Below are 22,436 nucleotides of genomic sequence, written 5' to 3' on the forward strand. Positions count from 1 at the left end.
CATAAAAATAGAAAATTAATAAGGAAAGTGCAAAAATATGGGAAACGTTAATCCTAAAGGATTTAGGTTAAAAATAATTAATACTTGGTCATCTATTTGGTATGCTGAGAAGGGTTATAAACAAGGGTTGCATCAAGATTTATCTATTCGCAGTTATATAAATGAATCTTTTAAGCATGCTGGTGTTTCTAAAGTAATTATAGAGCGTACGATCGATTTGGTATCTGTAATAATACATTCTTCTAGACCTGGAGTGATAATAGGTAAGAAAGGCTCGGATATTGAGAAGATAAAGCAAAAGATAGCTGAAAAAGTAAAAAATAATGTGGAAGTGAATGTAGTAGGGGTTAAAAGGTCTGAAATAGATGCAGTTTTAATATCAAACAGCATTGCACAGCAGTTAGAAAAAAGGGTTTCATTTAGAAGAGCGATGAAAAAAGCTATTCAAAGTTGTTTGAGGATGGGTGCTAGAGGTATTAAAGTAAGTTGTTCTGGGCGCCTTGGCGGAGCTGAGATAGCTCGTACTGAGTGGTATAAAGAAGGCCGTTTGCCTTTGCATACTTTGCGTGCTAATATAGATTATGCTTTTGCTGAAGCAAAAACTATATATGGCATCATAGGAGTTAAGGTCTGGGTTTATATTGGTAACTAATTAGGTATATTGAAATGTTTGTTCCTAAAAAAAGTAAATATAAAAAAGTATTTAAAGGACGAATTAAGGGTAACACGAAAGGTGGTAGCACATTATCTTTTGGAGATTATGGCCTAAAGACTATGGAAGCAGGTAGGATTCAGTCTAAGCATATTGAAACTGCAAGGCGTGTAATATCTAGAACATTAAAACGCTCTGGTAAAGTGTGGATAAGAATTTTTCCTGATACCCCTGTTAGTAGAAAGCCGGCGGATGTGCGTATGGGTAAAGGGAAAGGTAGTGTTGAGTTTTGGGTATTTAAAGCTAAGCCCGGTAGAATGTTGTTTGAAATTAGCAGTGATGTTCCCATGCATTTAGCAAGATTGGCGCTTGAAAAGGCAACTGCTAAGCTTCCTATGAAGTGTAAATTTGTATCTAATCATAATTAAATGGAGTTGCAATGGATATAGCTGACATTGAATCGAGGTCCTCGCAAGAATTGCATGAAATTCTTGTGAATTTGAGAAAAGAGTTTGTTAATTTGGTTTTTCAAAAGAAGCTGGGCCAGTGCAACAATATTTCGCGTTTTAGCTTAATAAGAAAGAGCATAGCTCGTATTTTAACTACATTAAATAAAAGAAGAAGAGAGGAAAAGAATGCCTAAAAAGGTTTTTTGTGGTACTGTAACTAAGGCTAAGTGTGATAAGACTGTAAAGGTTTCGGTATTACAAGTGTATAAGGATGAGCTGTATAAAAAGGTTATAAAAAAATACAAGAAGTATACAGCACATGATGAGAATAATAGTTGTAAAGAAGGGGACAAGGTTTTAATACAAGAACACAAGCCTATTTCTACTACTAAAAAATGGGTTATTGTTAATAGCTCACATTGAATAGGATATTTATATGATTCAAAAAAATACATTGTTGGAAGTAGCTGATAATTCTGGCGCGCGTGCAGTGCTTTGTATTGGTTTATTGGGTGGTAGAAAGTCTGCATCTATAGGTGACACAGTTATTGTCTCTACTAAATCTATTACTCCAAGAGGGAAAGTTGAGAAGGGAAAAGTATATAGAGCAGTTGTGGTGAGGGTGAAAAGCCCTATTAGAAAATCTGATGGTTCTGTAATTCGTTTTTCTAGCAATGCTGTAGTTTTGATTAACGATCAAGGTGAACCACTTGGCACTCGGGTGTTTGGTCCGGTAAAAAAGTTATCATCTGGTTCTTTTATGAAGATAATGTCATTAGCTGTTGAGGTTTTATAATGAGTGCTAAAATAAAAAGTGGTGACGACGTTATAGTTTTAACTGGTAAAGATAAGGGAAAAATTGGTAAGGTAATCAAAGTTATAGCACGTGATGCTAAAAAGAAAGTAATTGTTTCTGGAGTGAATGTGCATAAGAGACATACTAAACCAAAAGCTGGTAGTAGTGGTGGTATATTAAATAAAGAGTTAGCTATTGATATATCCAACGTTGCAACATTGGACCCTAAATATAAAACTCCAACTAAAGTGGGGTTTAAGGTTATAGACGGTAGAAAAGTGCGTTTTGCAAAAGTTTCTGGAGAAGTGATAGATTAGGTTGATATGTTTAAAGAATTATATAAAGATAGCGTAGTAAAGTCCTTAAAGGATAAGTTTAATTACGGCAATATAATGCAAGTGCCTAAACTTGTCAAGGTGTGTATCAATATGGGCGTTGGAGATGCTGCTACAGATAGTAAAGCAATAAATGAACCATTTGATAGCCTATATTTGATTGCTGGGCAGAAGCCTTTATCAACTTTTGCAAAAAAATCTATTTCTGGCTTCAAGATCAGAAAAGGTGCTACAGTAGGTTGCAAAGTAACTTTGCGTAGAGATAAAATGTATGAGTTTTTAGAAAGATTGATATATATTGCTTTGCCAAGGGAAAAAGATTTTAGAGGATTTAGTGTGAAGCAATTTGACGGTAATGGTAATTTTTCCTTTGGTATAAAGGAACATATCTCGTTTTTAGAAATAGACTATGATAAAATAAGTAAAATTAGAGGTATGGATATTAATATTATAACAAGTGCAGTTAGTGATAAGGAAGCAAAGGAATTATTACTGGCTCTTAAATTTCCTTTTTTTGATTAATTGAGAGGAGAAATATATGGCAAAAAAATCTATGATAGAAAGAAATCTTCGCAGAATAAAGTTGTGCGATCAATATAAAGAAAAAAGAGAAAAATTGAAATCTATAATAAATAATAAGAATTTGTCTATTGTAGAAAGGTTTACAGCTCAAAATAAGTTAATTAAAAAATTGCCTAGAAATTCTTCTAAAACCAAAATTAGAAATAGGTGTGCTTTAACTGGGAGACCAAGAGGAGTATATAGAAAATTTGGTTTATGTAGAATTGTTTTGCGTGATTTATGTTCTTTTGGGCAAATTCCAGGAGTTACAAAGTCTAGTTGGTAAATATAATATAAGGAGTATATTGTGGCGTTATCTGATAGTATTGGTGATTTTTTAACAAGGATACGTAATGCTCAATTGGCAATGCATAGGGCAACAAGGGTACTATTTTCTAAGATGAATTCTTCTATATTGGAGATTTTAAAAGAGGAAGGGTATATCCTTGATTATGAAAAGCAAGTTGTAGATAATTTACCTTCTTTCATTGTAAAATTGAAGTATTATGAGAAGTTACCTGTAATTAGTGACATAGTTAGGGTGTCAAAGCCTGGTTGTCGTCGTTATTCTAAGTATAAGGACATTTCTAAAGCATATAATGGTCTTGGTATTTTTATTATATCGACACCCAAAGGAGTGATGACTGATTATAATGCACATAAGTTAAAGGTTGGTGGAGAAGTTTTGTGTCGTGTGTTTTAAATAATAGGAGAAATTCATGTCTCGTATAGGTGCTGCTCCTATCAATATTCCTGCTGGTGTTTCAGTTGAATATAATAATGGTAGTATGTTAATAAAGAGTGCTAAGGCTGAAAAGGAAGTTAGCTTGATCAGGGATGTTGTGTGTCAGATTATTGATAATCAGCTATTGCTTTCTGTTGATCAAGATAAAGATAATTATGATAAAATAAAGCCTATGTGGGGCACTTATAGGAGTAATATTAATAATATCATTAACGGCATGGTTGATGGTTTTTCTGTTAATCTTGAGATTAACGGTGTGGGATATAAGGCAGAGTGTGATGGTAAGTATTTGACTTTGTATCTTGGTTATAGCCATAATGTTAAATATAAAGTGCCTAAAGATGTTGAGATTAAGTGCATAAAGCCAACTCACTTAGTAGTTAGTGGTATGGATAAGCAGAAGGTCTATATGGTGGCGTCTGATATATGCAAAATTAGAAAATATGATCCTTATAAAGGTAAGGGTGTTGTAATAAAAGGCAAATTTATGCTGCGTAAGGTTGTAAGTAAAAAGAAGTAATAAAAATGAAAAGATCGTATAATTTTTTAAGTAATTCTGAAAAAAGGAAGTTACGTAATAGAGCGAAGCTTGACAAGAGCGCTGAACGTTTACGTATATCCATATTTAAATCTAATAGGCATTTTTATGTCCAGTTAATTAATGATGTAAAAGGAATAACTCTCACTTCAGCTTCTACTTTGGATGCTAAAATTAAGGATGTATGTAAAGGGAAAGTCAACGCTGAAACTATAAAACAGGTTTCTTCTTTAATGGTTGAGCGTCTGTCTGGCATGAAATTAGAGCAGCAGCTTACGTTTGATCGTGGAGCGTATAAATACACAGGATTAGTTTCTCAATTTGCTGAGGCTTTAAGAAGTTCTGGATTTGAATTTTAGAAGGTTTTGAATATGGCTATAAAGAATTTACAAAATAATAATGATTTATCAGAGCTTTTAGTTTCGGTACGAAGAGTGACAACGGTTACCAAAGGTGGTAGAAGATTTTCATTTTCAATTTTGGTTGTTGTTGGCGATGAGAAGGGTAGGATAGGGTGTGGAATAGGTAAGCACGCAGAAGTTGCTGAAGCAAGAGTCAAAGCTGTAAATGCTGCAAAGAAATCAATGATTAGAGTGTACTTGCGTGAAGGTAGAACTTTGCATCATGATATTAAAGCTAAATTTTGTTCTGGTGAGATAGTTTTAAGAACCGCAAGAGCCGGAACAGGTATTATTGCTGGTGGAGCGATTAGATCAGTTTTTGAGGTGTTAGGTATAAAGGATGTGGTAGCTAAATCCACTAGATCAAATAATCCTCATAACGTTATATGTGCGGTGTTTAAGGCTTTTGATAGTATGTTATCTCCTCGTCAGGTAGCAAGCAAAAGAGGCAAAAAGATTAGCGAGATAGTTGGAAACAGGTAAAGTATGAATAATGCTGTAAAATTAAACTCTATATTTACTAAATTATCTAAGAAAAAGAAGCCTAAGTTGCTGGGTAGAGGTATCGGTTGTGGTAAAGGTAAAACATCCGGTAGAGGGCATAAAGGGCAGAAGGCTAGAAGTGGAGTTTCTATAAATGGTTTTGAGGGTGGACAACAGTCTATATATACTCGTTTGCCTAAAAGAGGTTTTAAGCCTATACGTAGGAGCATATACTCTATAATTAATGTTGGCGATATACAGCGCTTAATGGAAGCTAAAAAAATAGTGAAAGACTCTGTTATAGATAAGGAGAGGCTGTATAAATTAGGTTTTATAAAGTCTATTAAGGATAAAATTAAACTTCTTAATAAAGGTAAGTTGAGCGAAAAATTTGTGTTTCATGTTGATTTTGCGTCAGAAGCTGCAAAAAAATCTGTAGCTTCAGTTGGTGGTAGTGTGGAAATACTATCGTAAGTCATGGGCAATAAATCAGCATTTAATAGCTTGGATCCTACGTTGTTATATAAAGGCGATTTATTAAAGCGTATATTTTTTACGCTAATAGCTTTAATTTGCTATCGCTTGGGTACTTATGTGCCTATTCCTGGAATTAATCTTGATGTAATTAATGATATATTTCCCAAAGATGGCTCAGGCGTTTTTGGAGTATTTAATTTATTTTCTGGTGGTGCATTGGCTAGAATGACAATTCTAGCATTGAACGTTATGCCATATATAATGGCTTCTATCATTATTCAGTTACTTTCTTCTGCGATTAAAGGAATGAAGGAAGTTAAGAATGATGGAGAGTCAGGCCGTAGAAAGATGAATTCTTATATACGCTATCTGACCATAGTAATTTGTGTATTTCAATCAATTCCAATTTTGGTTGGATTGGAAGGGATGAATAGGGAAGGGGTATTGGTTGTAATCGAACCTGGTGTTATGTTTCGTACAATAGGTGTTTTCAGCCTTTTAGGTGGAACTATGCTTTTAATATGGCTTGGTGAACGAATCAGCGCTAGCGGTATAGGCAATGGTATCTCATTAATCATTTTCACGGGTATAATATCAGAGTTACACAGCGCTTTGTCATCTTTGTTAACGTTAAATAAAAACGGTAGCGTATCGTTATTTATTATCCTTTTTGTTTTGGTATTGTTTTTTTTGCTGCTACTCTTAGTTATTTTTGTAGAGTCTTCTTATAGAAAGGTTATTGTTCAACATCCTAAAAAGCAATTTAAAAGATTACATAATGACGATTTTACTTATATTCCATTGAAGATTAATTTATCTGGTGTAGTACCAACCATTTTTGCTAATGCAATTTTATTGACACCTATTTCAATTGCAAATTTCTATAAGGGGCACGCTTTTTCTGATTTTATTTTGAATTACTTTATGGCAAATAAAGTAGTATATATTGTAGCCTATTTGGTGCTGATAGTATTTTTTAATTTTTTCTATACCAATTTTATATTTAATCCAGAGGAAAACGCAGATTTTCTTAAAAAAAATGGTGGTTTTATACCTGGTAGAAGGCCTGGGAAACATACTTCTGATTACCTTCAAGATATAGTTTTTAAGTTGACATTCATTGGCTCTGCGTATTTGGTAGTCATATGTACTGTACCTGAAGTTATGAGATATTATTATGATATACCATTTATTTTTGGTGGGACGAGCTTACTGATTATAGTGAACGTTATTACTGATACTATTATGCAAATACAATCTTATATTTTTTCAAATAGGTACGACAACTGGATAAAGAAATATGAGTCTAAAACGAGGAAAGTAAGATGATCATTACGATTTTTGGTCCTCCAGGTTCTGGTAAAGGTACTCAGTCAAGCTTGTTAATAGCAAAATATAATTTAAAATTAATTTCAGTAGGGGATTTATTAAGGAATATTATATCTAGCAGTAATGAGTTAGGTAAAAAAATAAAGGGTACCGTGGAATCTGGTAATTTAATTCAAGATGAAATTATATGTGGATTATTACGTGACCAGCTTGCATTAGTGGATGATAATTGCTTATTAGATGGTTTTCCGAGAAATTTAAACCAGGCTCATTTTTTGACTCAAGTTTTGCAAGAAAAATATAATAGGGATGTTGACATTGTAGTTGAGCTGCAGCTTGACGATAATATTGCAATCGATAGGTTAAAAAATCGTCTCGCGTGTTTGGACTGTAAAAGCATATATAGTGTATCTTCTTTTAAGAGTACTACTTGTGCTAAATGTAAAAGTACGAGGTTAGAGAAAAGAATTGATGATGCTGATATGTCTGCAATTAATAAGAGAATAAGTGAATATCACCTTCAAATGAAAGGTTTACGCGAGTATTATAAAGGCAAATTATTAACAATTGACGCTAATTTGAGTGTTGATGAGGTAATGCAAGAGATTGAAAGTAAAATTTCTTGTAATTTGGTTTGACTCTGAGTTGTTTTATGGTATAAATTAAGAGTTGTTATTAATAAAGTATCGAGGTACCAGTGGCACGTATTGCAGGCATAAATATTCCAGTGAGGAAATGTGTTCCTTTTGCATTAACTTATATATATGGTATAGGTATTGCTACTGCGAATGTAATTTGTCACGCTTGCGAAGTTGATAAGCGCAAACGTGTTTCAGAATTACGAGATGAAGATATAGAAAAGATCAGCGGTTTCATTAGACAAAATTATGTTATAGAAGGTGAGCTCAGAAAAGAAGTGGCTATGAACATAAAATCTTTAGTGGAAATGGGATGCTATAGAGGGGTGAGACATAGAAAAGGTTTACCTGTGAGAGGGCAAAGGACTCATACTAATGCTAAGACTCGTAAAGGTAGATCTCGGTTGCCTATTGCTGGGAAAAAATAAAATTTATTATTATTGTGAGTTTTAATGAAAAAAGTCAAAACGGTTAGTAAGAGTAAGAAGGAGTTTATTACTGGTGTTGTCCATATTCGTGCAACTTTTAATAATACTTTTGTAAATGTAACTGATGTTCATGGTAATACGCTATGTCAAACTTCTGTGGGTGCATGTGGTTTTTCAGGTTCGAGAAAATCCACACCTTATGCTGCAGGTAAGGCTGCGGAGTCTGCTGCGAAGAACGCAATGGAGAGATTTGGTATGAAGGTTGTCTCTGTAATAATTCGCGGTCCTGGCTTTGGTACCGAAGCTGCGGTTAAAGCACTTCAGAGCTGTGGGTTGACTGTGACTTCAATTGCAGATAAAACCGCAATTCCTCATAATGGGTGCAGGTTAAGAAAAAAAAGAAGAGTATAGGATATTTGAAAAGGTTGTTTTATGTATTATAATAATGATGTTTCTCTCTGTAGCAATTTAGATAAATTGATTAAACCTAGTTCAGTTAAGGTAATATCAGATGATTCAAGTGAAAAAAGTGATATAGTGCTAGAACCGTTGGAAAGTGGTTTTGCTTTAACATTAGGTAATGCATTAAGACGTGTAATGTTATCTTCTCTTAAAGGTAGTGCTGTTTATGGAATAAAAATTGAAGGTGTAACTCATGAGTTCACTTCAATTCAAGGGGTGAGAGAAGACGTAACTGATATAGTATTAAATATGGGTATGTTGAAGTGTAAATTAAATGGTGCTTCTAATAAATGCTTAAATTTAAACGCTAAAGGGCCTTGCCAGGTATTAGCTGGGATGATAGAAACTGATGATCAATGCTCTATTGTTAATAAAGATTTGTTAATATGTACGCTGGGGCAAAATGTGGAGCTTAACATGACCATATATGTGGCTAGCGGAAAAGGTTATCTTCCTGTAACTAAATATAAAGAAAATGAACTTTTGAAGCTTATGAGTGAACAGGATTTAATTGGTTTTATTCCAGTTAATGCTTTGTATAGCCCTGTCAACAGGGTTTCGTACAGGGTAGAGAACAGTCGTGTTGGCCAAGTGACTGATAAGGATAAGCTGATATTGTCAATTGAAACTGATGGTACAATTTCTCCGAGTCAAGCTGTTGACTCTGCTGCAAGAATATTACAGGAGCAACTTCAGCCCTTTATTAGTTCTGATGTAAGTTATAAAAAATCGCAGGTTTCTTCGTCTAGTGGTGCTAAAGATTTGGGTTATGACCCTGTCTTATTGCGTAAGGTAGATGAAATGGAATTATCTGTCAGGTCTCATAACTGTCTGAAAAACGAAAACATCACTTATATAGGTGATCTTGTGCAAAAGACAGAAGGTGAAATGTTAAGAACTGCTAATTTTGGCAGAAAGTCTTTGAATGAGATTAAGGCAGTTTTGACTAATTTTGGCTTGTCTTTGGGTATGAATGTGCTAAACTGGCCACCTAAGGATATAGATGAGTTGGCTAAACAACATACTGATGAAGATTAGGTGATATATGAAACATGGAATAAAAAAACGTAAACTATCTCGTTGTACTGAACATAGATTATCGACGTTAAAGAATCTATCTATCTCATTAATTAACCATGAGCAGATTGTAACTACTTTACCAAAAGCTAAGGAACTTCGTCCATATGTCGAAAAGTTTATTACAATTGCTAAGAATAAGAATACTTTACATGGTAGAAGACTTTTGCTTTCACGCCTTCATAATAGTAAGTTAGCAGTTGATAAGTTATTAAACGTCTTAGCCAGCCGTTATCAAGATCGTAAAGGTGGGTATTCTAGAATAATAAAATTTAGCACTCGAAAGGGTGATTGCGCTTCAATGGCAGTGATAGAACTGGTTGATAGGGATATTGCAGCAAGAGGTAAGGTTTATAGTAAAAATAAAGAAGGAGGCAAAGTAGTTACACAAAGTTAATTGTTATCATAATTGTTCTTCTTGTGGTAAGTAGGTTACGCTACTTTGTAGGTTACTTTGGCGAGTTACTAGTTTTAGTATATTTAAAACTGAAATGGTATAATGTTATAAAACGCCGTTACCGTTGTAAGTTCGGTGAAATTGACTTAATTGTATCTAAAAAAAAGGAGCTGATTTTTATAGAAGTTAAAACAAGTTTACTTGGAAAAGAAATACCGATATCTCATCTTCAATGTCAGTCTATTATAAATTCTTCTCAGTATTTCTTAAGTAAAAACCTTAGTTTTTTAGATTATTCAGTCAGATATGATTTATATTTTCTTTCCTTAAAGAGAAGACCTGTTTATATAAAAAATGCTTGGATTGAAGAATGAAAGATTTGTAGCTGAATTAATTTAGATTTACTGGATTTAATATGAAAAAGACCCAATACAATAATTTAGTTTCATCTTACGCTAGAGTGCTATTTCATGTCTCAGGAAGCAGGTTAGGTATTATAAGGAAAGAAGTAGAATTTTTGTTGGCTTTTTTTAAGGATCAACGTGATGTTTTTGTGTACCTATCTCATCCTATGATTTCTTTTGCACACAAAAAAGAAGTGATGCTTTCTATAAATGAGCACTTGAGTGAGAATTTAGTAAAATTTATTATGGTTATATTTGCAAATAAACGCTCTAGTTTATTGATCCTTATATTAGAAAAATTCTTAAGTCTTGCAAGAGAAAATGAAAATGAATTCGAAATTACTATAAAGTCAGCAGAAACTTTAAAGGAATCTGATATAAAAATAATTACTGAATCTTTGAGCTTTCTTGGTAAAATAATAAAAGTAAGCAATGTGGTTGACCCTTCTATACTAGGTGGCTTCGTAGTTAGGTATGGTTTTAATTTGATCGATGCTTCGCTAAAAAGTTACTTGGATAGGTTAGTTGACTTAAGTAAAATGGAAATATTAAAAGTAAGGAATTTTGTATGAAGAACAGTATGAATGTTTCTGAGATAGCAAGTATAATAAGAGAAAAGGTTGAGACGTTTGATAATCCTATAAAGCGGGAAAATATAGGTGAAGTAATTTCAGTAACAGATGGTATCGCATTGGTTTATGGGCTGGAAAAAGCAAAATTCGGTGAAAAGGTATTTTTTGCAAGTGGTGTAGAAGGAATAGTTCTCGATTTAGATCATAATACGGCTGGAATAGTTGTGCTTGGTAATGACCGTGATGTGAAAGAAGGGGACGTTGTAAAATGTAGTGGTGATGTTGTGCAGGTGCCTGTAGGGCATGAATTGTTAGGGAGAGTTGTAAATGCGTTGGGCCATCCTATGGACGACGGTGGGGAAATTAGAGCCAAAAACAGAATGGATATAGAATCTAAAGCGCCAGGCATTATTGATCGTAAGTCTGTGCATGAGCCACTGCAAACAGGAATTAAAATTATAGATTTGCTAATTCCAATAGGTAGAGGGCAGCGTGAATTAATTATTGGTGATAGACAAATTGGTAAAACTACTATTGCGCTTGATACTATTATCAATCAGAAGAAGATTAACGATGAGGTAAACGAAAATCAAAAAGTTTACTGTGTTTATGTTGCTATTGGGCAAAAAATTTCAACAGTAGCAAAAGTGGTAAATAAGCTGAAAGAAAGCGGAGCATTAGAGTATACAACTGTAGTTGTGGCTAGTGCATCTGACTGCGCGCCTATGCAATTTTTAGCACCTTATGCTGGTTGCACTATTGGGGAATTTTTCCGTGACAATGGAATGCATTGTTTGATTATATATGATGATTTATCTAAGCATGCTGTGGCATATAGGCAGATGTCTTTATTGCTCAGACGTCCTCCTGGTCGTGAAGCTTACCCTGGAGATATATTCTATGTACATTCTCGCTTGCTTGAAAGAGCTGCTAAAATGTCTGATAAAAAAGGGCAGGGTTCTTTAACTGCTTTGCCAATTGTCGAAACTCAAGCTGGTGATGTATCTGCATATGTGCCAACAAATGTTATTTCAATTACCGATGGGCAGATCTTTCTTGAGTCTGAATTATTTTATAAAGGATTTCGACCTGCAGTAAATATAGGTTTGTCAGTTTCACGGGTTGGTTCTGCTGCACAACTAAAGTCTGTGAAGAAAGTTGCTGGTTCTATAAAGCTAAGCTTAGCTCAGTATAGAGAATTAGAAGATTTCGCAAAATTTGGTTCTGATCTTGATGCTAGTGTTCAATTATCCTTGAATAAGGGTAAATATCTTGTCGAGTTATTAAAGCAAAAACAACATTTACCTATGTCAATAGAAGAACAAGTAGTGCTGATGTATATTTTTTCTAACCTATATAATCAGTTAAGTAAAATACAAATAAGTTACATTAATAAATTTGAACATGATCTTATTAATTATTTTCATACTGTGCATCCTGGGGTTTTAAAAAAGTTGTCAAATGACATGAGTGATGATATAAAAGGTGATATTTTTAACATTGTGAGTAATTTCGTTACTCAATTTAATTGCGTTTAGGTGGTGATTATGGCTTCATCCATTATTAATAAATTTCCTATAACGAGTGAAGGTTTTGAGAATATGCAAGCCGAACTTGAAAAATTAAAGGAAGAAAAACCTTCTGTGATACAGGATATTTCTGATGCTCGTGATCAAGGTGATTTATCTGAAAACGCAGAGTATCATGCAGCAAGGGAAAGGTTAGGTTTTATTGAAGGCCGTATAATGGAGATAGAAAGTAAGCTCTCACATGCGGAAGTAATAGAAGTAAAAAATTTGTCTGGTGATTCAGTAATGTTTGGTGCAACTGTGACATTAAGCATGTTAAGTGATAATAACGGTGAAGTGGAATATGTTTATAAGGTTGTAGGCGAATATGAAGCTGATGTTTCAAAGCAGTTAATATCTACTAGTTCACCACTTGGGAGTGCCTTAATCGGCAAAAAAGTCGGTGAATATGTGGAAGTGACAGTGCCAAATGGAGAGAAATTGTATAAAATAGTTAAGATTGAATTTAAGTAAATTATTATGGTACAGGCCACTTATGCTTCAATGAGTCTACCAGGTATTTCTTCTGTGGAAGATGTATTAGAGGATGCTCGTTCCGGTAAATTATTCATTTTAGTTGATGATGAAAATAGAGAAAATGAAGGCGATTTGATTGTCTTAGCTGAGAAAATAAAGCCGGAACATATGGCTTTTATGGTTAGGTACGGTACAGGGGTTGTTTGCTTAGCAATGACTAAATTTCACATGAAAAGGTTGGGCCTTAATTTCATGGAAAAGAAAAATATTGGTGAAAATCATACCGCATTTACTACATCAATTGATGCACGTTATGGCATTACAACCGGTGTTTCAGCAGAGGATAGAACGAAAACTATACATGCTGCTATCAACAAGGATGGTACTCAGGATGACATCATAACTCCAGGTCATGTTTTTCCTGTAATTGCACATAAAGGTGGGGTGGCACAACGTGCTGGTCATACTGAAGCGAGTGTTGAAATGGCGAAGTTAGTAGGGTTTGATCATTCAGCAGTTATTTGTGAATTAGTGAATGATGATGGCTCTATGATGCGCTTACCTCAGTTACTTAAATTTGCTGAACAACATAAAATTAAGTTAACTACCATCGACAAACTTATCAGTTACGTTAAAAATTTAAACTAGCGTTTATAAATTTGTATAATTTAAGTGTTAAAATATAGAATTTCTATAAATTATACAAGCACAGAATTTTCATGTTTAGAGTTGCTAAGTTTTTGACCTTATTGTTCTTTTTTGCATATTATAATAATGCTTACTCTATTAACATTATTAGAGATAGTGAAGTGGAAGCAATAGTGAAAGAGCTAGCGCAACCTTTATTTTCTGCTGCGGATATTGATCATGAGCAAATAAAAGTTTTTATAATTAATGACAATTCGATTAATGCTTTTGTAATTAACAATAACAGTATTTTCATTCATTTAGGACTTTTACAATATTCGGCTAAACCTTATGTCCTGCTTGGTATATTAGCACATGAGATTGCTCACATATCTGCTGGTCATATATTGCAAATGAGTAGTGCTATGGGTTATTTTCAATCGATAGCAATGATTAGTTATATGGTAGGATTAGTTTCTAGTATTATCATTAACCCTCAGGTTGCTGGTGCAATTTTGCTTAGTGGTGTAGCGTTTAGTTCAAGGCTATTTTTTAACTATTCTCAAGAGCAAGAAAGTGTAGCAGATAGCTATGCTTTAAGGTATCTTGATGAATCTGGCTATGATAATTCAGGTATGAAAGAGATTTTTGATTATTTTAAAAGTATTGAGCATGAGAACACCGAGGAATATTTCCGCACTCACCCACTTAGTGAGAAACGTATATTTGCTGTACAAAATTATAAGGTTAAAAACAACGTAAAACCAATTTTTGCGGATAAGTTACTAAAGTTTGAGCGTGTGGTTGCCAAGCTAGACTCTTTCTTTGCTCCTATTCATGTGTTATCTAATAAATATGAAAATAATTCTGAGTATGTAAATGCTATAGTTTGCTATAGGCAAGGAAAGATAGAAGAGGCTATTGCTAAAGTTAATTCATTGATTCAAGAGTCACGCAATGACCCATACCTATATGAATTAAAAGCAGAAATGCTATACAAGGCCGGAAATTTAAGTGAAGCAATAAAAATGTATGAGGAATCGCTTAGGTATTTATCTGAGAAAAACAGTTATTTAGTGAAACTTGCATTATCTCATACTTTATTATTACACGGTGATGCAAAAAAGGCGATTTTTTACCTGGAGCAGATTTTGAATATAGAACCAAATAACGCTTTTGTCTGGAAGTATTTAAGCATTGCATATAAATGTGAAGCTGATACGGCAATGCATTATTTTGCCTTGACAAAAAAGGCTTGTATTGAAGGTGATTTAAAGCAATTTACAAAATATGCTGAGCTAGCTGTTAAAACTTTACCAAAAGATAGCCCTTATTTGTTGCAAGTTGAAGATATGAAGCGATTTAATGGATAACAAAAAAGCATTTCTGTACTTTTATGGGTTATTTCTTTCCACACTTTTCCAACATAGCTTTTGCTTCATCGCTTACATTGGGCATAACTTTTATTATAATCGTCTTAGCGCCAAAAAATACAGCACAAAACACGCCTAGAGCAAAGAGGGCTGGCCACGGCATCCTGCCAAATATTGCAAGCAAAGCTGCACCAATTATTACTACCGTCATAAGTGGACCGCCTATCCCCCAAACATAACCAATAATATTACATATTACTTGTGTTGTATCATCCATATCAGGACCAGTGATAGCTGCGTAACCTGAGAAAGAGAAAAGCAATACTACACACAAGACACCAAAAAATCCTATTATAGAGCTCATTTTTTTGCCTCTAAGTAATAAATTAACGTAAACCTAAACCTACACATTTTTTATTTTAAAGTAAAAATTATAATTTGTCCATACATAAGTGTTGCTACATAAATAACCCACCATTAATATTGAGCACATGCCCTGTTATATATTTTGCTTCATCACTTGCTAAAAACAAGACCCCTGCTGCTATTTCTTCCCCTGTTCCCATTCTTTTCATTGGAATATTATCTAATATTTTTCCCTTTTGTCCTTCATTTAAAACTTCAGTCATTTTAGTATCTATAAACCCAGGAGCAATACAATTTACTGTTATATTACGACTTGCAACTTCTTTTGCTATGGATTTGCTCATAGCTATTATTCCAGCTTTAGACGCCGCATAATTTGCTTGCCCGGCGTTTCCTGTCAGCCCTATTATTGAGGAAATATTTATAATTCTTCCCCAATTATTCTTAATTAGTTTTCTGCATGCTTCTCTACTCAGCTTAAATGTAGAGCTCAAGTTAATATCAATTACTTTTTGCCATGCTTCATCTGTCATTCTCAATAATAAACTGTCTCGCGTAATACCCGCATTGCATACGAGCCCGTCAAAGCCTTCCATCAGCTCACTTGCTCTATTTATTAGTTGATTTACTTCCTCAGCATTTGATAAATCACAAGGGAGTACATGCATGTTTTTTTCATATTGTTTAGCAACTTCTTCGAGCACTTCTTTTTTTGTGCCAGAAATACATAAAGTTGCTCCGGCTTTGTGCATAATTTTTACAATTGCTTGCCCTATTCCGCCTGATGCGCCAGTAATCAGGAACTTTCTGCTTTCCAATTTAAGCATAATAACTTTATATTATCTTAATTCCTAACAGAATATTGACTAGTTGGCAATAGATTTCTTACATAATATAAGTAACTCAGATATTCACAAAATAAAGAAAAAGTTATAATAAAGTTAAACGTCAAAAAATTTTAAAAACATAGTTGATGCAGGAATTGTTACTAAATAGTTTATTCTGGTGCTCTACAGTCTAAATGGAATGCTTAAATTATAGATTCTTTGTTTTTGTGTGTTATCTTGAGTTAACACAAATTCACAGTAGTATTATGATAAGTAAGTTAAAAAAGCTTAGCGCTGGATTTTCTTTGACAGGCTTGATTGGCCATGGTGATAATATAAATATGCAAGGAGCAAAAAATAAAAAGAAGAAGTACCCAAAATTTTTGGATAAGACGTTTGCATTGATTGATGCAGTGATAAATTTTATTTTAAAACGCGAAAGTAATAACGTAAATGAAGTCCTGAAAGTAACATGGGGACCACTATTTTTTGGTCTGGTAGTAATACTCATCTTTTTTGGGATAGGTGGTATTTGGTCGGCTATAGCTCCAATTGACGGTGCGGTGCATGCAAGTGGAGAAGTTATTGTATCTTCAAATAGAAAAATAGTTCAACACTTGGGCGGAGGAATAATAAGCAAAATTTTAGTAAAAGAGGGTCAAGCAGTTAAAAAAGATGAGCCTCTAGTTTTGTTGAGTGATGTTAACGAGAAGGCGAATTTAAGTATCATCAAAGAGAAGCTCTTATCATTTTTAGCAACAGAAGCAAGGCTTCTTGCAATCAGAGTAGATTTGGACACGCTCGAGTTTCCTGATGAGGTTAAAAAATTATCTCACGATGAACTTGTAAATAAAGCGATAAAGAATCAAGTAAAGTTGTTCAACTCTCAGAGAAAGAGCATATTGGGAAAAACAGACATACTGCAACAACGTATAAAGCAGTTAAATGATGAATTAGCGGGGCTAAACTTTCAACTAAATGCAGCTCATAAGCAATATGACTTGATAACTGAGGAGTTGGAAACAAAAAGACAATTACTTGATAGTGGCCATATAAGCAAACCACACATTTTAGCTTTAGAAAAGCAGTTTGCTGAAATTGAAGGCAGAGTTGGACATTACCGTTCTGCAATATCTCAAGTGCAGCAAAAAATTGGAGAGAACGAATTAGAAATTATAAACGTGAGAAATGATTCTCAAGAAAGAGCAAACGCTGAACTTAAGGAAGTTAGTACGTCTATTGCAGACTTGAAAGAGAGACTGATAGTTGCTGAAGATTCATTAGCACGTACAATAATTAAATCGCCTCAAGATGGGATAGTCACAGATATAAGATACCATACTGAAGGTGGTGTTATACAATCTGGAGTTCCGATCATGAGCGTAGTGCCATCGGATGATGACCTAATAATAGATGCTAAAATTCAGACCAGAAACATAGAAGAGATACTGTCAGCACAAAAGAAAGATAGCAACATAGTCTCTATTGATGGGCTAGAAGGGCTAAAGGTTAAAGTTCGTTTAAGTGCTTACAGTGCACGTCGTTTAAGTTTAATTAATGGTATAGTAAGCAATATTTCTCCCGATGCCCTTGATGATCCAAGGCTAGGGCGTTATTATTCAGTACGTGTAGTGATACCAAAACCAGAGCTTGCTCAGTTTAAAAACGTATACCTATACCCTGGTATGCCAGCAGAAGTGTACATAGTTACTCAATCTCGTACTCTTTTATCATTCTTGTTTACGCCTATAATTGCAACAGTCGATAGGTCTTTTATAGAAAGGTAGCTCACTCGTTAAAGTAGTAGTGAAAGTGCCGTAATAAAATTTAGGTACATAATTAGACAATAGGCTTCTTGACCTTACCCAGAAAAAGTGGAGAGAAAGAAAGGAGTTTTTTCGGGTAAAATAAAATTTTGGAGGATTAGAAATGGCAAGAGAATATACGGCAGAATTCAAATTGGAAGCTGTTAAGCTGGCAAATGAACAAAGAAAGGCAGGTCAAACAATTACAAAAATAGCAAAGGATTTAGGAATAAAGGGTGGTTTATTAGGAAAATGGATAAAGAAACACAACGAAAAAAAGTTGGCAGCAGATGCATTTCCAGGTAGAGGTAACATGGCTCCTTACGACAAAGAGAGGTTTGATTTACAAAGAGAGTTAGCAAGAGTAACAAGGGAAAGAGACATTTTAAAAAAAGCCCTGGCCAGTCAAAAAGAGTAAAATATTTTTTTATATAGTAACTGCTATAAAGTACAGGAATTATGTAGGATTTTCTGCTAGTGGCTACTATAAGTGGACCACAAGAAAAATAAGCAGTAGAGAATCAGCAAATAAAGAGTTATTAGCAGATATTCAAAAAATATATCAAGCTTCTAAATGTAGATATGGAGCTCCTAAAATTCATGCTGAATTAAAGGCTTTGGGTAAAAGTTGCAACTTAAAAACAGTGCAAAGTATTATGCAGAAAAATGGTATTCAGGCTATATTGAGAAGAAAATTTAAAATTAAGAAACAACAAACGGACAGTAGCTCCCAATATATTAGACCAAAACTTTATTGTCGATCAACCAAATAAAGTATGGGATTACTTATATAAAAACCAAAGAAGGATGGCTATATTTGGCAACAATAATCGATCTATATTCACGCATGGTAGTTAATGAGCAGTTCAATAAATAAACAATTGGTTATGGACTCTTTATTAATGGCCGTTAACAAGCGTAAACCTGCCAAAAATCTACTATTACATAGTGATCAAGGTTCACAATATACTTCGCAAGGTTATCAATATCTCTTATCCATAAAAAACATAGATGAGTCATAAAGGTTGTTGTTACGACAATTCTGTTGTGGAAAGCTTCTTTAGCTCATTGAAAAGAGAAATACTTATTGATACTTCACAACACTCTGCTCAACAAACTAGAACTGCAATATTTGAATACATAGAAATTTTTTATAACAAACAACGTCACTATTAACTATTGCATTCCTGAGCATTTTGATTCATCATTCTCTTTGTGAAAAACATTCCAAACTTTCTCTCCACTTTTTCTGGGTAAGGTCAATACCTTTAAGCCCAACACCAAGCTCGAGAAAGTAGAAAGTGTGGAGCAGCCTATTCAGTCTTCTTTGAATCTAACATGAAAGGCTATGCTCAAAAAACTATAAGCGTCCAAGTAATTTTTTAAATAAGATAACTCCTTTAGAATATCTCTTAAGCTATTAACTTAACATCACCATAGGATTTAAAACATTCCCCAAAAAATGTTAAAGCTATTTTAGTAAAATACTCAAAACTTGACCCTAAGCAACTTTGAGTTCATGCTCCTGGTACTCTTGCTTTACCTTCCTGCATAATCGCTTTTGGAGGAAATATATTACTGGATGAAGAACTCACTATATCACCACACTTTAAACCTTTTACCGCTGCTTTGACTCCTTCTGAGACTTTTTTAGATAGACTAATTGTTTCAAAAGATTGACAAAGTTTTCCAGACCTTTCAAAATATCCCTGTTTAATAGCATCGTAGACCCAATATCCACCAAGCGAGCAATTCTCACCTAATTCTTCTTTACAATTTTTGAACTTTTCCAGTATTTCCTTTTTGTTACTAACTTCTACTATTATTTTATCTTGCTTGTCAGGGTACAAATTAACTTCTAATTCTCCTAAACTAGTAGAGAAAGTTAACACTATATTACTATTGTCTGCAAGATTAGTGTAATGCCTTATGCCATTTTCCGTTATAATTTCTACCTCACTTTTACCGATCTTTACTATATCTCTTCCGTATTCTATTTTTCCTTGAGTTAACCCTAAGCTCCTTGCCCCATCTGTTATCTTTGCGACATCTATTATGCTATCCTCTGAATACTCTAAGTAGAAAGTAGAGTTGTCCATTTTTGCATCTTTTAACTTACCATTAGTTGCACCTCTAACAACTTCCATAAACTTGAGAGTAAGATTTACACAACTTCCATGAGCTTTTATCATATTAGTTTCATGATCTTCAAATTCTAATTCCAGTGTATTGAGCACATACATACTATCTATAACATACCACACCGCTCCTTTTGATACTAATTTACATATTATATCACTAGCAACCTTGGAGTTCTTTTCTAATTCACTAATCTCTTTTATTCTTTTCATCACACAATCCATAAAGTTATACTTATCTTCATACATCTTTCCATATAGCTTTCCTTGATGAGGAAAATTAAACCTTATTCCAGACTTTATAGCTTCGTTTACAACTTGTTCTAATTGATTCATGTCTTGCGCTTTACCTACTTCATCTAAAAACACTTCTAACTTTGCCTGCTGGTCTAGTATTAAATTATCCCATAGAGTCCTAGATTTAAGCAGATGCTTTTCACTATCTAACCCTTTGAAATCTTTTATTCCTGCTGCCAGCAACAATCTTTCTGCTTCTTTACAACAAGTTTCATCACTATGAAAAACATTTCTGATATATTGAAAGATTCGTAACTTCCCTTTATTGTTATGAAGGCTTAAAACTCTCTTTAAGTCTTGAGTACCCTTGCGTTCATTCAAAAACTTTTCTAATACAGTAAGACCTTTACTTAGAGAAGAAGGGTTATCTTTGTCAACACCACCAAGAATACAGTCTAATTCTTGCTGCAACCTTTTGTGATCCTCAGTTAAAAGATAACCTTCAGCATAGTAGTTACAATTATCAATTGCTATGTCTAGTGGGGTCTTTCCTTGTTTATCACATATATCAGATCTAGCTCCACTATCCAGAAGTGAAGAGATGAGATCATTGTAATCAGTGCTTGTTTAAAACAGCATGGTGTAAAGGGGTATTACCAATCGAGTCTTGCACATTAAGAGCAGCTCCGTTTTTTACAAGATATTCAACTATGTTTAAGTGACCTCCTAGAACAGCAAAATAGAAAGCAGTGTAGATATAACTGTTTTTTGTCTCAATATCAGCTTTTTCTATAAAATATTTAACTATATTTAGGTGACCCTTTAAAGCAGCATGGTGTAAAGGGGTATTACCAATCGAGTCTTGCACATTAAGAGCAGCTCCGTTTTTTACAAGATATTTAACAATATCTAAGTGCTTGTTTAAAACAGCATGGTGTAAAGGGGTATTACCAATCGAGTCTTGCACATTAAGAGCAGCTCCGTTTTTTACAAGATATTCAACTATGTTTAAGTGACCTCCTAGAACAGCAAAATAGAAAGCAGTGTAGATATAACTGTTTTTTGTCTCAACATCAGCTTTTTCTATAAAATATTTAACTATGTTTAGGTGACCCTTTAAAGCAGCATGGTGTAAAGGGGTAGTGCCACGATAGTTTGCCTCAGGAGTAGCTCCGTTTTTTATAAGATATTCAACTATGTTTAAGTAACCCTTAGTGGCAGCATGGTGTAAAAGGGTATTACCAATCGAGTCTTGCACATTAAGAGCAGCTCCATTTTTTACAAGATATTCAATTATGTTTAAGTAACCTTCTGAAATAGCAAAATAGAAAGCAGTGTAGATATAACTGTTTTTTGTCTCAACATCAGCTTTTTCTATAAAATATTTAACTATGTTTAGGTGACCATTTGAAGCAGCACAGTATAAAGTGATACTACCAATCGGGTCTTGTAGATTAAGAGGAGCTCCGTTTTCTACAAGACATTCAACTATATCTAAGTGACCACTTAAAGCAGCAGCATATAAAGGAGTATCACCCTTCTTGCTTCGTAGATCAAGAGTAGCTCCGTTTTTTACAAGATATTTAACTATGTCTAAGTAACCACCTTTAACAGCAGCATGTAAGGGGGTAGTGCCACGATAGTTCTTCATATTCGGATTAGCTCCTTTTTTTATAAGACATTCAACTATATCTAAGTAACCCTTTGAAGCAGCAGCATATAAAGGAGTATCACCATCCTTGTCTTGTAGATCAAGAGTAGCTCCGTTTTTTACAAGATATTTAACTATGTCTAAGTAACCCTTAATGGCAGCAAAGTACAAAGGAGTAAAGCCGTGATTGTTCTTTGCATTAGGATCAGCATGATTTTTTATAAGATATTCAACTATACTGAAATTATTCTTGCGAACAGCACTGTGTAGGGGAGTATGATCATCCTTGTCTTGTAAATCAATAGCAACATTTTTTTTACCTACAAGATATTCAACTATTCTTAAGCGATCCATGGAAGCAGCTACATGCAGTAAAGTAGTCTTTACATCCATATCGGAAAATATTATGTCAAAATCTTGTTCTTTTAGCTGATTTTCTATTCTATCAATAACATTACTCTCATCTACACCATCTTGTATTATTGCTCTTAATATCTCTTGCAACTCACTTAAATTCATAATTTTACCTTAGTTTAAAACCGCTTTAATCATTATATGCCTGATACAAAAGTCAAGAATTTTATATGTCTTCCTGAAAATTACGAGCGATTGTTTTAGTTGCT

General features: G+C 33.9%; 30 protein-coding genes and 1 pseudogene. 27 read left to right on the forward strand and 4 right to left on the reverse strand.

The window, feature by feature from the left end; translation table 11 throughout:
• Positions 1–37: 37 nt before the first annotated feature.
• The 25 genes from rpsC to OPR28_RS06565 all read left to right on the forward strand — a co-directional run bounded on the left by rpsC (position 38) and on the right by OPR28_RS06565 (position 14,789).
• Positions 38–652: a 30S ribosomal protein S3 gene (gene rpsC / locus OPR28_RS06445; RefSeq protein ID WP_010962753.1), complete on the forward strand. Its 615-nt coding sequence runs from the start codon at positions 38–40 to the stop codon at positions 650–652.
• Positions 653–666: 14 nt separating this feature from the next.
• Positions 667–1,080, forward strand: coding sequence for a 50S ribosomal protein L16 (rplP, locus tag OPR28_RS06450; RefSeq protein ID WP_265023718.1), 414 nt, complete (start codon positions 667–669; stop codon positions 1,078–1,080).
• Positions 1,081–1,091: 11 nt separating this feature from the next.
• Positions 1,092–1,295, forward strand: coding sequence for a 50S ribosomal protein L29 (gene rpmC / locus OPR28_RS06455; RefSeq protein WP_006279350.1), 204 nt, complete (start codon positions 1,092–1,094; stop codon positions 1,293–1,295).
• On the forward strand, positions 1,288–1,524 hold the full coding sequence (gene rpsQ, locus OPR28_RS06460; RefSeq protein ID WP_007549925.1) for a 30S ribosomal protein S17: 237 nt from the start codon (positions 1,288–1,290) through the stop codon (positions 1,522–1,524). Before rpmC ends, rpsQ begins: the two co-directional genes overlap by 8 nt.
• A gap of 13 nt (positions 1,525–1,537) precedes the next feature.
• Positions 1,538–1,897 carry a 50S ribosomal protein L14 gene (gene rplN / locus OPR28_RS06465; protein WP_006279348.1) on the forward strand — a complete coding sequence of 120 codons (360 nt, stop codon included), beginning with the start codon at positions 1,538–1,540 and terminating at the stop codon, positions 1,895–1,897.
• Positions 1,897–2,214: a 50S ribosomal protein L24 gene (rplX, locus tag OPR28_RS06470; protein ID WP_406829240.1), complete on the forward strand. Its 318-nt coding sequence runs from the start codon at positions 1,897–1,899 to the stop codon at positions 2,212–2,214. The genes rplN and rplX overlap by 1 nt, the downstream gene beginning before the upstream one ends.
• Before the next feature lie 6 nt (positions 2,215–2,220).
• Positions 2,221–2,754: a 50S ribosomal protein L5 gene (rplE, locus tag OPR28_RS06475; RefSeq protein WP_265023719.1), complete on the forward strand. Its 534-nt coding sequence runs from the start codon at positions 2,221–2,223 to the stop codon at positions 2,752–2,754.
• A gap of 16 nt (positions 2,755–2,770) precedes the next feature.
• Positions 2,771–3,079, forward strand: coding sequence for a 30S ribosomal protein S14 (gene rpsN, locus OPR28_RS06480; protein ID WP_006279345.1), 309 nt, complete (start codon positions 2,771–2,773; stop codon positions 3,077–3,079).
• A 21-nt stretch (positions 3,080–3,100) separates the two neighbouring features.
• Entirely contained in the window at positions 3,101–3,496 is a 396-nt protein-coding gene (rpsH, locus tag OPR28_RS06485) for a 30S ribosomal protein S8 (RefSeq protein WP_265023720.1), read from the forward strand.
• Positions 3,497–3,512: 16 nt separating this feature from the next.
• Positions 3,513–4,058 carry a 50S ribosomal protein L6 gene (gene rplF, locus OPR28_RS06490; protein ID WP_007551152.1) on the forward strand — a complete coding sequence of 182 codons (546 nt, stop codon included), beginning with the start codon at positions 3,513–3,515 and terminating at the stop codon, positions 4,056–4,058.
• A gap of 5 nt (positions 4,059–4,063) precedes the next feature.
• Complete coding sequence (gene rplR, locus OPR28_RS06495; protein ID WP_006279867.1) at positions 4,064–4,435, forward strand: 50S ribosomal protein L18; 372 nt, start codon at positions 4,064–4,066, stop codon at positions 4,433–4,435.
• A 12-nt stretch (positions 4,436–4,447) separates the two neighbouring features.
• Positions 4,448–4,960, forward strand: a complete 513-nt coding sequence (gene rpsE, locus OPR28_RS06500) for a 30S ribosomal protein S5 (protein WP_265023721.1) — start codon at positions 4,448–4,450, stop codon at positions 4,958–4,960.
• A 3-nt stretch (positions 4,961–4,963) separates the two neighbouring features.
• Positions 4,964–5,434, forward strand: a complete 471-nt coding sequence (gene rplO, locus OPR28_RS06505; protein ID WP_006279863.1) for a 50S ribosomal protein L15 — start codon at positions 4,964–4,966, stop codon at positions 5,432–5,434.
• A gap of 3 nt (positions 5,435–5,437) precedes the next feature.
• Positions 5,438–6,766 carry a preprotein translocase subunit SecY gene (secY, locus tag OPR28_RS06510; protein ID WP_010962747.1) on the forward strand — a complete coding sequence of 443 codons (1,329 nt, stop codon included), beginning with the start codon at positions 5,438–5,440 and terminating at the stop codon, positions 6,764–6,766.
• The gene (locus OPR28_RS06515; RefSeq protein WP_265023722.1) at positions 6,763–7,404 is read left to right on the forward strand and encodes an adenylate kinase family protein; all 642 of its coding nucleotides are present in this window, start codon (positions 6,763–6,765) and stop codon (positions 7,402–7,404) included. The genes secY and OPR28_RS06515 overlap by 4 nt, the downstream gene beginning before the upstream one ends.
• Positions 7,405–7,463: 59 nt before the next feature.
• Positions 7,464–7,832 carry a 30S ribosomal protein S13 gene (gene rpsM, locus OPR28_RS06520; RefSeq protein WP_010962745.1) on the forward strand — a complete coding sequence of 123 codons (369 nt, stop codon included), beginning with the start codon at positions 7,464–7,466 and terminating at the stop codon, positions 7,830–7,832.
• 24 nt (positions 7,833–7,856) lie between these two features.
• A complete protein-coding gene (gene rpsK, locus OPR28_RS06525) occupies positions 7,857–8,243 on the forward strand; it encodes a 30S ribosomal protein S11 (protein WP_015589137.1) in 387 nt (128 codons plus the stop codon).
• Positions 8,244–8,264: 21 nt separating this feature from the next.
• A complete protein-coding gene (locus OPR28_RS06530; RefSeq protein ID WP_182320411.1) occupies positions 8,265–9,332 on the forward strand; it encodes a DNA-directed RNA polymerase subunit alpha in 1,068 nt (355 codons plus the stop codon).
• A gap of 7 nt (positions 9,333–9,339) precedes the next feature.
• Positions 9,340–9,768 (forward strand): 50S ribosomal protein L17, encoded by a 429-nt coding sequence (gene rplQ / locus OPR28_RS06535; RefSeq protein ID WP_007550873.1) that lies wholly within the window; start codon positions 9,340–9,342, stop codon positions 9,766–9,768.
• Positions 9,769–9,791: 23 nt separating this feature from the next.
• Complete coding sequence (locus OPR28_RS06540) at positions 9,792–10,142, forward strand: YraN family protein (RefSeq protein ID WP_265023723.1); 351 nt, start codon at positions 9,792–9,794, stop codon at positions 10,140–10,142.
• Positions 10,143–10,183: 41 nt separating this feature from the next.
• On the forward strand, positions 10,184–10,744 hold the full coding sequence (atpH, locus tag OPR28_RS06545; RefSeq protein ID WP_010962742.1) for an ATP synthase F1 subunit delta: 561 nt from the start codon (positions 10,184–10,186) through the stop codon (positions 10,742–10,744).
• Positions 10,741–12,282: a F0F1 ATP synthase subunit alpha gene (atpA, locus tag OPR28_RS06550; protein ID WP_182320407.1), complete on the forward strand. Its 1,542-nt coding sequence runs from the start codon at positions 10,741–10,743 to the stop codon at positions 12,280–12,282. Before atpH ends, atpA begins: the two co-directional genes overlap by 4 nt.
• Positions 12,283–12,291: 9 nt before the next feature.
• Complete coding sequence (gene greA, locus OPR28_RS06555; RefSeq protein WP_265023724.1) at positions 12,292–12,786, forward strand: transcription elongation factor GreA; 495 nt, start codon at positions 12,292–12,294, stop codon at positions 12,784–12,786.
• Positions 12,787–12,792: 6 nt separating this feature from the next.
• On the forward strand, positions 12,793–13,437 hold the full coding sequence (gene ribB / locus OPR28_RS06560) for a 3,4-dihydroxy-2-butanone-4-phosphate synthase (RefSeq protein ID WP_007549343.1): 645 nt from the start codon (positions 12,793–12,795) through the stop codon (positions 13,435–13,437).
• A gap of 71 nt (positions 13,438–13,508) precedes the next feature.
• Positions 13,509–14,789: a M48 family metalloprotease gene (locus OPR28_RS06565; RefSeq protein ID WP_236514838.1), complete on the forward strand. Its 1,281-nt coding sequence runs from the start codon at positions 13,509–13,511 to the stop codon at positions 14,787–14,789.
• A 28-nt stretch (positions 14,790–14,817) separates the two neighbouring features.
• On the opposite strand, the gene OPR28_RS06570 is transcribed toward OPR28_RS06565, so the two are convergent.
• Together OPR28_RS06570 and fabG are read right to left on the reverse strand one after the other, a co-directional pair.
• Positions 14,818–15,153, reverse strand: a complete 336-nt coding sequence (locus OPR28_RS06570; RefSeq protein ID WP_236514837.1) for a TrbC/VirB2 family protein — start codon at positions 15,151–15,153, stop codon at positions 14,818–14,820.
• Between the two features lie 94 nt (positions 15,154–15,247).
• On the reverse strand, positions 15,248–15,982 hold the full coding sequence (gene fabG / locus OPR28_RS06575) for a 3-oxoacyl-[acyl-carrier-protein] reductase (protein WP_015589136.1): 735 nt from the start codon (positions 15,980–15,982) through the stop codon (positions 15,248–15,250).
• A 266-nt stretch (positions 15,983–16,248) separates the two neighbouring features.
• Here fabG and OPR28_RS06580 point away from each other — a divergent pair, with 266 nt between their 5' ends.
• Complete coding sequence (locus tag OPR28_RS06580) at positions 16,249–17,769, forward strand: HlyD family type I secretion periplasmic adaptor subunit (RefSeq protein WP_265023725.1); 1,521 nt, start codon at positions 16,249–16,251, stop codon at positions 17,767–17,769.
• A gap of 142 nt (positions 17,770–17,911) precedes the next feature.
• Positions 17,912–19,006, forward strand: a pseudogene (locus OPR28_RS07180) (IS3 family transposase).
• 298 nt (positions 19,007–19,304) lie between these two features.
• Here OPR28_RS07180 and OPR28_RS06600 read toward each other — a convergent pair.
• On the reverse strand, positions 19,305–20,633 hold the full coding sequence (locus OPR28_RS06600; protein ID WP_265023727.1) for a hypothetical protein: 1,329 nt from the start codon (positions 20,631–20,633) through the stop codon (positions 19,305–19,307).
• Positions 20,634–20,778: 145 nt separating this feature from the next.
• A complete protein-coding gene (locus OPR28_RS06605) occupies positions 20,779–22,332 on the reverse strand; it encodes an ankyrin repeat domain-containing protein (protein WP_265023728.1) in 1,554 nt (517 codons plus the stop codon).
• Between the last annotated feature and the right edge of the window lie 104 nt (positions 22,333–22,436).

Origin of the sequence: Wolbachia endosymbiont (group A) of Epistrophe grossularia, assembly GCF_947251435.1 — a bacterium.
GTDB lineage: Bacteria > Pseudomonadota > Alphaproteobacteria > Rickettsiales > Anaplasmataceae > Wolbachia > Wolbachia pipientis.

Bases quoted from the DNA above. Each gene is read 5' to 3' on its own strand.
- rpsQ (WP_007549925.1), top strand. From the start codon at position 1,288: ATGCCTAAAAAGGTTTTTTGTGGTACTGTAACTAAGGCTAAGTGTGAT.
- atpA (WP_182320407.1), top strand. From the start codon at position 10,741: ATGAAGAACAGTATGAATGTTTCTGAGATAGCAAGTATAATAAGAGAA.
- rplP (WP_265023718.1), top strand. From the start codon at position 667: ATGTTTGTTCCTAAAAAAAGTAAATATAAAAAAGTATTTAAAGGACGA.
- ribB (WP_007549343.1), top strand. From the start codon at position 12,793: ATGGTACAGGCCACTTATGCTTCAATGAGTCTACCAGGTATTTCTTCT.
- rplF (WP_007551152.1), top strand. From the start codon at position 3,513: ATGTCTCGTATAGGTGCTGCTCCTATCAATATTCCTGCTGGTGTTTCA.
- OPR28_RS06570 (WP_236514837.1), bottom strand. From the start codon at position 15,153: ATGAGCTCTATAATAGGATTTTTTGGTGTCTTGTGTGTAGTATTGCTT.
- rplQ (WP_007550873.1), top strand. From the start codon at position 9,340: ATGAAACATGGAATAAAAAAACGTAAACTATCTCGTTGTACTGAACAT.
- OPR28_RS06530 (WP_182320411.1), top strand. From the start codon at position 8,265: ATGTATTATAATAATGATGTTTCTCTCTGTAGCAATTTAGATAAATTG.
- rpsN (WP_006279345.1), top strand. From the start codon at position 2,771: ATGGCAAAAAAATCTATGATAGAAAGAAATCTTCGCAGAATAAAGTTG.
- OPR28_RS06515 (WP_265023722.1), top strand. From the start codon at position 6,763: ATGATCATTACGATTTTTGGTCCTCCAGGTTCTGGTAAAGGTACTCAG.
- rplN (WP_006279348.1), top strand. From the start codon at position 1,538: ATGATTCAAAAAAATACATTGTTGGAAGTAGCTGATAATTCTGGCGCG.
- OPR28_RS06605 (WP_265023728.1), bottom strand. From the start codon at position 22,332: ATGAATTTAAGTGAGTTGCAAGAGATATTAAGAGCAATAATACAAGAT.
- fabG (WP_015589136.1), bottom strand. From the start codon at position 15,982: ATGCTTAAATTGGAAAGCAGAAAGTTCCTGATTACTGGCGCATCAGGC.
- rplX (WP_406829240.1), top strand. From the start codon at position 1,897: ATGAGTGCTAAAATAAAAAGTGGTGACGACGTTATAGTTTTAACTGGT.
- rplO (WP_006279863.1), top strand. From the start codon at position 4,964: ATGAATAATGCTGTAAAATTAAACTCTATATTTACTAAATTATCTAAG.
- OPR28_RS06565 (WP_236514838.1), top strand. From the start codon at position 13,509: ATGTTTAGAGTTGCTAAGTTTTTGACCTTATTGTTCTTTTTTGCATAT.
- rpsK (WP_015589137.1), top strand. From the start codon at position 7,857: ATGAAAAAAGTCAAAACGGTTAGTAAGAGTAAGAAGGAGTTTATTACT.
- rpsE (WP_265023721.1), top strand. From the start codon at position 4,448: ATGGCTATAAAGAATTTACAAAATAATAATGATTTATCAGAGCTTTTA.
- rpsC (WP_010962753.1), top strand. From the start codon at position 38: ATGGGAAACGTTAATCCTAAAGGATTTAGGTTAAAAATAATTAATACT.
- rplR (WP_006279867.1), top strand. From the start codon at position 4,064: ATGAAAAGATCGTATAATTTTTTAAGTAATTCTGAAAAAAGGAAGTTA.
- rpmC (WP_006279350.1), top strand. From the start codon at position 1,092: ATGGATATAGCTGACATTGAATCGAGGTCCTCGCAAGAATTGCATGAA.
- atpH (WP_010962742.1), top strand. From the start codon at position 10,184: ATGAAAAAGACCCAATACAATAATTTAGTTTCATCTTACGCTAGAGTG.
- greA (WP_265023724.1), top strand. From the start codon at position 12,292: ATGGCTTCATCCATTATTAATAAATTTCCTATAACGAGTGAAGGTTTT.
- OPR28_RS06580 (WP_265023725.1), top strand. From the start codon at position 16,249: ATGATAAGTAAGTTAAAAAAGCTTAGCGCTGGATTTTCTTTGACAGGC.
- rplE (WP_265023719.1), top strand. From the start codon at position 2,221: ATGTTTAAAGAATTATATAAAGATAGCGTAGTAAAGTCCTTAAAGGAT.
- secY (WP_010962747.1), top strand. From the start codon at position 5,438: ATGGGCAATAAATCAGCATTTAATAGCTTGGATCCTACGTTGTTATAT.